General features: G+C 42.8%; 8 protein-coding genes. 2 read left to right on the forward strand and 6 right to left on the reverse strand.

The window, feature by feature from the left end; translation table 11 throughout:
• Window positions 1–11: 11 nt before the first annotated feature.
• Window positions 12–1,445: a BCD family MFS transporter gene (locus tag QT990_RS02435; protein ID WP_333145732.1), complete on the reverse strand. Its 1,434-nt coding sequence runs from the start codon at window positions 1,443–1,445 to the stop codon at window positions 12–14.
• Between the two features lie 150 nt (window positions 1,446–1,595).
• Between QT990_RS02435 and QT990_RS02440 the strand changes: the two genes are divergently transcribed.
• Together QT990_RS02440 and QT990_RS02445 are read left to right on the forward strand one after the other, a co-directional pair.
• Window positions 1,596–2,540: an aldo/keto reductase gene (locus QT990_RS02440; RefSeq protein ID WP_333145780.1), complete on the forward strand. Its 945-nt coding sequence runs from the start codon at window positions 1,596–1,598 to the stop codon at window positions 2,538–2,540.
• Window positions 2,541–2,862: 322 nt separating this feature from the next.
• Window positions 2,863–3,378 carry an isoprenylcysteine carboxylmethyltransferase family protein gene (locus tag QT990_RS02445; protein ID WP_333145734.1) on the forward strand — a complete coding sequence of 172 codons (516 nt, stop codon included), beginning with the start codon at window positions 2,863–2,865 and terminating at the stop codon, window positions 3,376–3,378.
• A gap of 123 nt (window positions 3,379–3,501) precedes the next feature.
• Here QT990_RS02445 and QT990_RS02450 read toward each other — a convergent pair whose 3' ends face one another.
• From QT990_RS02450 to QT990_RS02470, 5 genes are all read right to left on the reverse strand, one after another.
• Window positions 3,502–6,402: a tetratricopeptide repeat protein gene (locus QT990_RS02450; protein WP_333145736.1), complete on the reverse strand. Its 2,901-nt coding sequence runs from the start codon at window positions 6,400–6,402 to the stop codon at window positions 3,502–3,504.
• Between the two features lie 76 nt (window positions 6,403–6,478).
• Complete coding sequence (locus QT990_RS02455) at window positions 6,479–6,670, reverse strand: hypothetical protein (protein WP_333145738.1); 192 nt, start codon at window positions 6,668–6,670, stop codon at window positions 6,479–6,481.
• Window positions 6,671–6,757: 87 nt separating this feature from the next.
• A complete protein-coding gene (locus QT990_RS02460) occupies window positions 6,758–7,747 on the reverse strand; it encodes a tetratricopeptide repeat protein (protein WP_333464877.1) in 990 nt (329 codons plus the stop codon).
• 122 nt (window positions 7,748–7,869) lie between these two features.
• Window positions 7,870–9,474, reverse strand: coding sequence for a serine/threonine-protein kinase (locus QT990_RS02465; protein WP_333307901.1), 1,605 nt, complete (start codon window positions 9,472–9,474; stop codon window positions 7,870–7,872).
• An 84-nt stretch (window positions 9,475–9,558) separates the two neighbouring features.
• Complete coding sequence (locus tag QT990_RS02470) at window positions 9,559–11,226, reverse strand: NB-ARC domain-containing protein (protein WP_333145743.1); 1,668 nt, start codon at window positions 11,224–11,226, stop codon at window positions 9,559–9,561.
• Window positions 11,227–11,476: the final 250 nt, after the last annotated feature.

The following is an 11,476-nucleotide window of genomic DNA, read 5'->3' on the forward strand; positions in this document are numbered from 1 at the left end:
CTGACAAAATATCAGTCTAAGTCATTTTCCAGAATAGTCGCGATCGCACTTTTAGCATTATCCTGAAACTCCCGAACATCCACCCTACCCAACAACCAAACAGCCAGAATCATACCCACCGCAGGCACAGCAAAAACCAACCCATAAGCCAACATCGGCACCCCAAACAAACTTCTGCCCAAATCCAAAATAGCACCGCCACTAATCGTCGCCACACCCCGCGCCATCGCCTGCGACAAACCCCAAGCACCAATAAAAGTCCCAGCAGTTTCTGCAGCAGTCAAATCCAACATCAAACTCAATGCACCAGTCGTCGTAATTCCCGAAGCCAAACCAAAAAACATTAAAGCCGACTTAAACACAATTGGATTACCAGTAAATCCAGATAAAATAATTAAACCAAAACAAGTCGCCACCGACAAACAGCCCAACCTAATCGTATTTTGCTTGCCAATGCGCGGCACAATTAAAAAACCAGTTGCGCTCAAACCAAAAAGCACACCAGTACCATAAATAGCATTCAACTGCGTAGTTTCCGAAATCGACATCTTAAAAATTTCCCCGCCGTAAGGTTCCAAAACCGCATCCTGCATAAACAAGCAAATTGTCATAATCAGCAGGAAAGTAAAAAACAAACCGGTTTGGCGGCTAGCAGTCAAAATCCGCAGCGCACTTCCCAGAGTAATTTTATCTTCTCGATTCACTGCCGACGATCGAGCTTTGTACCGCGAATACTTTTTCTCAACGCCAAAAGTTGCAATCCCCACCAACAGCAAAACAAGCGCCGGCACCTTCACAAACAAACCGTTAATCGAAGCCTGCAACACTTCCCGTGGCACATCCCCATCAATTTGCTTCAGCAAACCACTGCTAACAATCGCCCCGATAATAATACCAACCATCAGCATCGACCACACCACACCCACCAACTTCGATCGATCTTCCTCATCCGAAACATCCACCAACAAAGCAGCAAAAGGAGTCGAACTCGAACAAATAGCAATACCGTAAAGTGCAAAAATCAAACCCAACAAACCCACCCAGCCGTAAGTAGGAGTAGTCCACCCCACAGCCTCCAAACTGCTGCCCAAGCGCCACATCACTTGTACCGCCAAAAAAGCAGAAATCACAAACAAAACCCCGCCCATCCACACATAACCCGTGCGGTGATGGCCAAACAAAGGCCTAGCATCAGACATTTGCCCGAACCACACTCTAGCCGGCGCCACAAACTGGTGCATAGCCAGCGTACCAGCCACCACAGTAGCCGGAATCGCCAACTCCTTAATCATCACGCGATTGAGCACCCCCAGGGTCAAAATCGACATCATGCCCAATCCCATCTGAAACAAACCCAACCGGAACATAGTCAGCAGGGTAACTCTCTTGATAGCAGGAGTCGCGGAATCTGTTAATCTTGAATCTGGCAAACGGTCGATCGACATAACTACTCAAATAAACACATCATTTGCACTTATAGTAACTGAGATATCGCCACCAGCCGCCTTTCCTCCCCCGGCTAGAAGCTCGATCGCGATTATTCGTATAAATTCATATAAAAATAAAGAGAATCAATAACTGTGGATTTACCAACCGTGACAACCATTACCCTAGGACAAAACGGCCCCGCCGTCATTCCCCTGTGCGTCGGAACTTGGGCTTGGGGCGACAAACTATTTTGGAACTACGGCAGCAACTACGGCGCCGCCGAAGTCGAAGCAGCATTCAAAACATCCCTAGACAGCGGAGTCAACTTCTTCGACACAGCCGAAGTCTACGGTAACGGCTTGTCAGAAGAATTGCTGGGGCAGTTTATCAAAAAAACCACCCAACCCGTGCAAATAGCCACCAAATTCGGCCCCGTACCTTGGCGGATTACAGGAAAATCAGTTTCCGAAGCCTTGAGTGCCAGCTTAAAACGCTTGCAAGTAGAACAAATAGCCCTCTACCAAGTGCACTGGCCCTTCACTTTTTTACTCAGTCAAGAAACCCTGATGAACGCCTTAGCGGATGAAGTAAAACAAGGCAGAATTCAAGCAGTAGGAGTCAGCAACTATTCAGCAGAACAGATGCGCCAAGCCCACAAAATACTAGCAGCCAGAGGCGTTCCCCTAGCAACAAATCAAGTCCGTTACTCCTTGCTGTCGCGGCAAGTAGAAAAACAAGGAATTGTGAGTGCAGCCCGCGAATTGGGCGTCACAATTTTAGCTTACAGTCCCTTAGCCCAAGGATTGCTTACCGACAAATACACAGCCCAAGAACCACCTACAGGAGCCAGAAAAATGGACTCCCGCTTCAGCAAAAGTGGCCTCGAAAAAATTGAATTAGTCATGTCTACCCTGCGAAAAATGGGCAGAAAGCGCGATCGAACGCCCGCCCAAGTTGCCCTAAACTGGTTGATATGCCAAAACGGAGTCATCCCCATTCCCGGCGCCAAAACCGCCAAACAAGCCCAAGAAAATGCAGGCGCGTTAGGCTGGAATTTGAGCCAAGAAGAAGTCAATCAATTAGAATTAATGACACGTCCCTGGCGAGAATAAATTTGTTAATTGTTGACAGTTGACTGTTCGCTGTTCGCTGTTCGCCGTAGGTTAGCTGGTTCCCCGGCTCTGCCTGGGAACCCATGTCCAGAGGCTCTGCCTCACTTATGGACGAAAATTATGCCTCGCTTCCGAAAATAAAATTGGAGGCATAGCCGACGGTTAGGCATTACCAAGCCGAGCCTAATAACGAGTAGAAACAACAGTTCATTTCCTTCTTCTTTCTTCCCTCTTCCCTCTTCCCTCTTCCTTCTTCCTTCCACCCCTCTTCCTTGTATCCGTTACATCCGTTACAAAATCCGTTGCCGAACTTCGTCTTACTATGAAAATCTTAACTGACTGGGGCTTCACGCGCGAAGGCTGGCGCAACAACAGCCGTGGCGAATATTTAGTTTTGCTTCAAGGAGGATTGCTCACAGGATTTGTAATCTTACCAGTTTATCAACTGCCAGGATTAAAAATTCAATCAACCCACTTACTTTATATTATCTGGTTTATGGCCAGTATTCTCGGCTTAACCGGATTAATTTTCATCATCAAAGGATTGATAGACTTAGGAAAAAACCTGACACCTTTACCCTATCCCAGAGAAGACGGAGAATTAGTCCAAACAGGCATTTACGGAATAGTGCGGCATCCATTATACAGCGGCTTAATTTTAGCAGCCCTCGGCTGGACACTTTTTCAAATGAGCATATCCCACTTAATAGCCAGCGCACTATTAATAATACTTTTCGAGATCAAAGCCAACCGAGAAGAAACCTGGTTAACCAAAAAATATCCAGACTATTCAGAGTACCGCCAAAAAGTCAAAAAACTAATTCCCGGAATCTATTAACAGTTCGATCTAAAAGCCTCGCTGTCAACAGTCAACAGTCAACAGTCAACAGTCAACAGTCAACAGTCAACAGTCAACTGTCAACTGTCAACAGTTAACAGTCAACTGTCAACTGTCAACTATCTAAAGACCATTACCAATTAGAATAAACGGTGCCCAGTAGTATGGATGATGCAAACGACTGGCCACTGACCGTTTCAAACCGCTGCGAGTTTGAGATAAAATTGATAAATTGGTCGATGGACCCAACACTGAATCATCACCTGTAATTAAGGCTATTTGCGCTTTTTGCAAAGCTTCTGCCTTCTTATTTCCCGACAGCAACGCCGTATAAAAAGCAACCATCAAAGCTTGAGTGCCGCCATCATCTACTTTCCATAAAGAAGCGATCGCAGCTTTTGCTCCTGTTTCCTGTATCTGGTAGCCAAAACCTAAAATTTCTTCTCCATTACCTAGTTTACCACCTATCCCCGTCTGGCAAGCACTCAATACTACCAAGTCTACATTTAGTAGGTTTAAAGTTTGAATATCGGGCAGGGTAATTAGACCCCCATCACCCAGCAAAATAAACGAATCTTCGGGTTTTCCCGTAACAAACATAGCATGAGTTGCCAAATGTATAATTGTATAATCTGGCAAACGCGGAATCATCGTGGCACGATTGAATTCCCGATCGATTAATTTTGTAGTTCCTGGCATCATCGCAGCTAAATTTTCCACTTCTAGCCCCGCAAATTCCAAACCAGAAAAACCAAATCGAGTAGACCCCCGTTCAAAATTATGACGACCCGCAGCAAAAGCACCAGCTAAAATGCGAGGTTTAGCTGCAGTTTCTACATTGAATTTTGTCAGGCTCATAGCAGTAATATTATTAATGGCAAACCGCTGCCCCAACCATTGTTTACCATCATATAAAGCTGCTAGAGGAATGTAGCGCAACTGTCCATCAGGAGCATAAATAATGCTTTTAGCTTGTGCTTCAGTCAGATCGTGTTCGACGGGTTTGATTAACCAATTATAAAGTTTCTTAGCTGGGATTTTGGCATCGGATTTGGGATCTTCCAAAGCCATGCGAAATTCCACAATTGCTTGATTGAGTTCTTGTTTTTTAACTGCTACAGTACGTCGGAATGGGGGAGAGTCAGCAGTTGTTATTACCAATTCTAAACGGTCTTCTAAAATTAAAGGCTGAATCAATACGGCTTTTTTTTCTAACCGCTGCAATAGGTCTCCCCGTATGGTATTGAGTTGAGCTAGATTCACAGTTTGTACTCTAGCATTAGGGCTGAGTTGTTGGACAATAGCAACAATTTCAGGGGAGTTAATAAATTCATTGAATGTGCCGCGCATTTCCTGCTGCATTTGCCTGAAATTGGCAATTTCTTGTTGCTGCAGGGGCGTGCGGTTAGCTACGGGAATTTTTTCTAATTCAGCAAGCTTTCTGCCTAGTTGAATTTCTCTATTTAAAATTTCATTGTGCCTGTTGCGAATTTGCTGTTCTTGAGGAGTTAAGGGAATGCCTTGTGCCGTTTGTTCGTTTCCCCGAACGGAACGGAGATAATCTTCTATTTCTTGAATTTTGAGTAAATCGAGGACTTGTTGTGCTTCTAAAACTCGGTCTTGTTGCAGTAATAAATCGGCAAGATGGCGATAGGTATCGGCGACAGTAGTAGTGTAAGAGCGCTGTTGTTCGGTGGGTAGAGAGCGCAATTCGCTGCGAATTGATTCGGTAACGTTGACAGATTCTTTATAGAAAATTATGGCTAATTCTGGTTGATTTTGTTTGAAAATTACGTCAGCAATGTTACTGAGAGTAATTCTTTCTCCAGGGCGATCGCCTACTTCTTTACGGATTGCTAAAGATTCCTGATATAATTGCAAAGCCTGGGAATATTGACCAATTCTTTGATGAACTGTACCTAAACTATCCAAAGTATCACCTAGATCCTTACGATTGCCAAGATTTTGGAAAATTGACAATGATTGTTTGAGGACATCTATGGCTTGAGAATACTGACCTAACTGCTGGTAAACTACGCCTAAATTGTTAAGAGTATTTCCAACTCCTGTAATGTAGCCTATCTCCTTACTAATAATTAAAGCTTGCTGATAAAAGTTTAATGCTTGGGCATACTGACTCATTTTAACATAAACTAAACCAATGTTATGAAGAGTTGTTGCCATGCCTCCTTTATTATTTGTTGCTTGATAAGTAGCTAAAGCTTGTTGATATAAGTTTAGTGCTTGCGAGTATTGACCCAGTTCGCTATAGGTTGAACCCGTCCGATCGAGAATATGAGCTTTATAAGTAGGATTATTTAAAATTTCAAATATCGCTAACGCTTGCTGATAAAACTCTAAAGCACGAACATACTGCCCCAAATTTCCGTAAATTATTCCCAGATTGGTTAAGGCACGTCCTTCACCAGCTCGATCTCTCTCTTCTCTACTAATAGTAAGAGCTTTTTGATAGAACTCTAAAGCACGATAATAATCCCCCATTTCTTGATAAACAGCACCAAGATGATTGAGAGTGTTACCAACTCCTGTTAGATCGTTAAACTCCTGACGAATAGCAAGAGCTTGCTGCAAAACTTCTAGGGCTGGTTGGTATTCGCCTAATAATCGATATACGTCTCCAAGATTGTGGAGAGTAGCTGCTTCCCCAGTACGATTGCCTAAATTTCGACGCACTTCTAATGCTTTTTGATAAAACTCTACTGCTTGATGATACTGATTGAGATAGTGGTAAACAACGCCTATTTTGTGAAGAACTTCCCCCTCACCTGGGCGATCGCCGATTTTTCTCCTAATCTCCAAAACTTGTTGGTAGGTTTCCAGTGCTTTTTGTAGGTCGCCGCTATTTAATTGCTCGTTCCCCTGTTGAAACAGTCTATCTGCTTCAGTTTTAGTATTTTGGGCATTTTGTGCTTGTTCTGGCACTTCCAGCGCTAAAGCATTCGATCTTTGTAACAGGGGGGAGCCGAGCAAAAGCAGGTAGCAAAAAATAAAAGTTGATATCAAAGATAATTCCCTCACTTTTAGCTAACCCCAAACAAGTTTACCTCAATAGGTCATTTGCCTTAAGAACAAGAAATTCCTAACCTGTACGATCGACTATATTACCTGGAGTGGGTGGTCTGACACTAGGAGGCTCTGTGATTGGTCGTGTGTCCGGAGTGCTATCTGCTACATGAGAAATTAAAATAGTTTCTCCAGCACCAGGCCTCAACCCGTTTGGTACAGAAACTAATTCCTCAGCTACCTGACTGGCAGATTTTTCATTACTCATTTTCCTTCTTGCCTCTCACCTCATGATTTCCAATTTCATACTCCCTCTAAAAACTGTTCTCCGGAAAAAATCAAAATTTTCTCTAAATTAACTCCCCAATCCTCCGGCAAAGCGTTGCGGTTTTGCCAAACTTGCCTTGAGTTTGGCAATCTGCCTTTCAATTTCCTTGACTCTTGGCGTATTTCCTAAAGCTTTGTGACTGTTTATGGCTTGCGTCAACCAGCGAAGTGCTTCTTGCTTCTCGCCGATCGCCCCGTACAACTCCCCCAAAGCCTCCTCTAACTGTGCTTGCTCCCCGATGTCTTTGGCTGCACTAGCTAATTCCTGTGCTTTTAGATAATTGCTCTCTGCCAGCAATGTCACCCCTTCTTGCCAGTATAAATCGCCTAGCTTGCGATATGCAATAGCTTCTCGAAAACCCGTTGCTACCAATGCTTCCAATGTCTCGATCGCCTCAGATTTCAAATCCGAACCGATGTAAAAATAAGCACGTTGCAAAGCTTTGGTTTTCTCGGCAATTTTTTGACTGTTAATTTGCTCGATCGCCCCTTTCACCAGTTGCTTTTCCTTCGTTGGTAGCATTCGGAAGCTTCGATCGGGCAGTTTTTCCTCGTCAGATGTCCTACCGTTTTCTGCTTTTACCACCAGTAAATACACAAATCCCGGTTCCAGTTGTGGTGTTCCCGGATACACTACTTCATTTCCATTAACTTTTGTTTCCCAAATTGCCCGATCGCCCTTCACTAAACTAACAGTATAATTATTAACACCGGGAACTTTATTCCAACGCAATTTCGGTCGATCGTTCAGCAATAAAGTGCGTCGGGGACTGATAATATAAGGAATTAAGACATCAAGAGGCCCGCGAGGATCGGCAGTATAATCCTCACAGTCGAGCGCTAGCATTTCCCGTCGATGGATACCTGAAACTTGAGGATGCAATCCATTAATTATCGGATAAACTCTTGACGCTGTGACGATCGGGATTAAAGGCGTCAGCCCAAAAATAGCAAAGTAAGTAAATGTTTTGCCTTTGAGATTGATTGGTGTCAGCTTGGATGGATGATTATTTTTCATGACCTAAATTATTTTTCATTGTTCGCGATCGCATAAACTTTGGAAATCTTCATTAGTCCTCTAAAAGAGGACTTGTGCTTTGAGGCAGGGGTTTAAACCCCTGCCGGACTATCGGAGATACGCTATAACTTTAAATTTTGAAAATTTTTGCTAAATTCTTGCCGTATCCATCTCTGTTCTTCAGAAGACTCCGACTGCAAATTATCATAGCACTTTTTCCAATTAGATATAGATGCTTGTTTATTGCCTTGACGTTCTAAAAGAACCGCTTGCAAACAGTAAGCAACAGAGCGATCGCTGGAAATATTAATCGCTTTCGTCAGGTTATTGTTAGCCTCTTCATATCGCCCTAACTCCAACTGCGCCCAACCTAAATTTTTGTAAACGGCATACTTAATTTTGCGATCTTTAGCAAGTGGTAAAGCTTTTTCTAACAGCGGTATAGCTTTTGCATATTGTTTATCTAAAATTTCTAACCGTGCCAAATTATTTAAAGCTTGATTAAAACCTGCATTGACAGCAATTTGATAGGCAGCGCGAGCCCGATCGTACTCTTGTTTGTCTTCATGAAGGACGCCTAAATTATAGTTAGTCTGACCATCATTTGGTTTAAAAAAGAGAGCTGTTTTATAAGAGATTTCCGCAGTCTCTAAACGTTTATTCTTGTAACTTAAAAAACCTTCTTTCTTAAGAAAATATACTATTTGGGGTGAGAAAGTCCACCAACCACCTACCAAAAAAAAGCTAGCTAGAGCTAGTTTGCCTACCCAGTTAAAACGAATCCTATTTTTGATAGGATTCGTTTTACTGGGCTCGATCGATTGTTTAATTTCTGGCAACGGTTTCGCCAATCTTTCCAAGGGCGAGCGCGCGTCTCCTCGTGCCAAAATCTGCAATATTTCCTGGCAAATTTGCGGTCGCTTTCCGGGGAAAATCGCCATCATTCGGTCAAGCAAATTTGCCAGATCCGGTGAAACTTGCGTTGCTTTATCTCGCCATATTAATTCACCATTGTCAGGATTTTTAGGTAAATCGATCGGCACTTTTCCTGTCAGTAAATAAACAAAAGTACGTCCTAAAGCAAAAAAATCAGATTGCGGTACTGCATGACCCTCTGCTTGTTCGCTTGGCGTATAACCAGCGGAAATAATCGCAGTTCCCGTATAATTTTCTTTTTGTTGCCGCAAGTAAGTTTCTGTTACTTCTCGCACCGCACCAAAATCAACTAATACCAATTTGCCATCCGGTTTTAACATGATATTGGACGGTTTAATATCTCGGTGAAAATACTGCTGATCGTGCAGTAAATTGAGAATTTGTGTGAGTTGTGTCAACCACTCAATGGCTGTTTCTGTATTTATTGGTTGATTCGCTCTTGCTAACATCCACTCTTGTAAATTTTGCCCCGGTATTTTCTCCATTACCAAACATGGTAACGGTTTGCTACTACCTTCAGGCCAATTAAAATATCCGTCTTTTTCTACATGAGGAATGCCAGGATGCCTTTGGCTCATTAAGAACTCTGCTTCTCGCTGAAATAAAATGGTGGCTTTTTGCTTAATATCTGGGTTATTAAAGTTATCTAAATTCAAAACTTTTAATACTTTGATAATGCCACCATCGTCTACTTCAAAAATCTCGCCAAAGCCACCGCCACCAATGCGATCGATAACTCGATAGCGATTTTGCAATATGAATCCTGGATGAATTAACTTATTTGGAACCATAGAACCTCTTAAGAACCTGTAGGGGCGGGTTCGCCAACTGATTTAAAGCTTGCAGATCGGTTACATAAACCCGCCCTCCCCACTCTATATTTCAGTTTCTCCTAGCAGTTTGAGAAGATTTTTCTCTGCATATTGAAGCTTTGGGGAAGGACACTCGCGCAATTTTGACAAAAGTTCTTTTAGCTGCATTTGATAATTATTTATTCGAGTTAAATCTAAGCGTTCTCGAACTTTGGTTAAGATCGGGTGTAGCTGAGTAATTTTAGTGTCCTTGAGTTCTGGCGATCGCTCGAAAGCATGACTTCCGATTAAACCTATTTGTTCGATGGATGGCGCTTGCATTGCTTCTCGAACATTTTGACATATTTGTTCGACAAGTTTCTGAGTAACATATTTCATCATCACAGGTTCGAGAGTGAATTTGGATTCAGCACTAGAAGGGGAAAGCTCTTTTTCGATTAAGGAACGTCTTACCAAGGATTCTAATACTGTTAGTAATTCGGAACTAGAAACGGCTGCTGATAATTTTGCTTTCAATTGGCTCAAGGAAATCGGCTGCTGTTCAATGGCCAGCCAGTACATCACAGCTTTTCCTACATCTGATAACCGCTGAAAATGTTCGTTAAGTAAATTGGCAAATATATCGCCAATAACTAAGGAACTCTGACCCATAAATTGACTAATATTTCCATTAAACAACTCTTGAATTGTGGTAGCAGTAATTTTCAGTGCAGCAGGATGACCTCGGTATATTTGTATCAGTTCATCTAAGCCGTTTTCTGAGTCAGAAAAACCTTTGGCAGCCAAAAGCATTTTTGCCTCTGTTTGTTTTAAGCCTTTAACTTGTAATGCACGTACAGGTAAGGTTTCGCCTGCTAAAGATGCAACCTCTACAGGCTTTTCTCGCGATAGGAGTAATAAGCAGCTTTTATGCCGTTCTTCTCCTATTCGCCGCAGTAGTTGACCGTAGCTTTCATAACCGTCTCGGTAGTAGCCAGCGATGTCTCCACTTCGCAAAATCATTTCCCAATCATCTAGGATCAGCAAACAACGGCGATCGCGCAAATTCTTGAGCAGGGAAGAAATTTGCTCGTCTACAGTAGTTGGCAGTTGCGTTTCTGGGGAACTGCTGGCAAATGAATTCAACTCACTCAAAATTGTGAGTAAGGGAGGTGCATGACGGAGACTGCGCCAAATTAGATATTCAAATTCACCCTGAAGTTGTTCTCCCAGTTTAGCAGTCAAAGCCGTTTTACCAATACCTCCCATACCCAACAGCGCCACCAAGCGACAGCGATCGCGGAGTACCCATTGACTGAGGGTATTTAATTCTGCGGCGCGGCCGAAAAAATTTGAGACTTCCGGCGCTTCACCCCAATCTTGGCATAAAGGAGTGCTTGTAACTCCTGAAACATCGCCAAAATCCTCGATGTTGACCAATTGTTCCGCTATTTCTGGTGCAATTGGCTGTGCGGCTATCTCTGACTGGAAGTGCGATCGCCTTTCCAATGCCGTTTGAAAGTTTCTTTTACTGACTCTTTCCCCTAAAGCTTCCGAAAGCAGCTTCCATAACTTGGGGCCAACATCTTGCATCAGGTATTCGGCAGCATATCCGTAAGCCTCTGCAATCTTATGATACTCCTGCCCTTGCCAAGCTCCCCTCAGAATTATTACTTCTATATCTTTTAAGTGTCTGTTTGTTTTGGCAAATACGGCCGTATCTGCGAGTTTCAGCCCTTCTTCAAAATTCATAACGTTAAAAATTTTTCATTGGATCTTGAGTATAACCTGAAGTTTACTGAGGTTTACTTATTTAAACTGAGGTTGCCTCAGTTTTTTTGTTTTTGGATTGAATTTTAACAACTTAGGTTATCTATATCGACCGTACAATAACAACTCGCTACTGTATAAATATCAGCTCAAACGTAAGGATTCAGGTCAAAAAAACTTAAGTGGCGGCATCTGGTAAAATAAAGGAATGAAAAAGCCCACAGCCACCAGA

The organism is Microcoleus sp. T3_B1, from assembly GCF_036700445.1.
Taxonomy (GTDB): domain Bacteria; phylum Cyanobacteriota; class Cyanobacteriia; order Cyanobacteriales; family Microcoleaceae; genus Microcoleus.

Coding starts and splice junctions, on each gene's coding strand:
- QT990_RS02445 (WP_333145734.1), top strand. CDS start 2,863: ATGAAAATCTTAACTGACTGGGGCTTCACGCGCGAAGGCTGGCGCAAC.
- QT990_RS02460 (WP_333464877.1), bottom strand. CDS start 7,747: ATGAAAAATAATCATCCATCCAAGCTGACACCAATCAATCTCAAAGGC.
- QT990_RS02470 (WP_333145743.1), bottom strand. CDS start 11,226: ATGAATTTTGAAGAAGGGCTGAAACTCGCAGATACGGCCGTATTTGCC.
- QT990_RS02465 (WP_333307901.1), bottom strand. CDS start 9,474: ATGGTTCCAAATAAGTTAATTCATCCAGGATTCATATTGCAAAATCGC.
- QT990_RS02455 (WP_333145738.1), bottom strand. CDS start 6,670: ATGAGTAATGAAAAATCTGCCAGTCAGGTAGCTGAGGAATTAGTTTCT.
- QT990_RS02435 (WP_333145732.1), bottom strand. CDS start 1,445: ATGTCGATCGACCGTTTGCCAGATTCAAGATTAACAGATTCCGCGACT.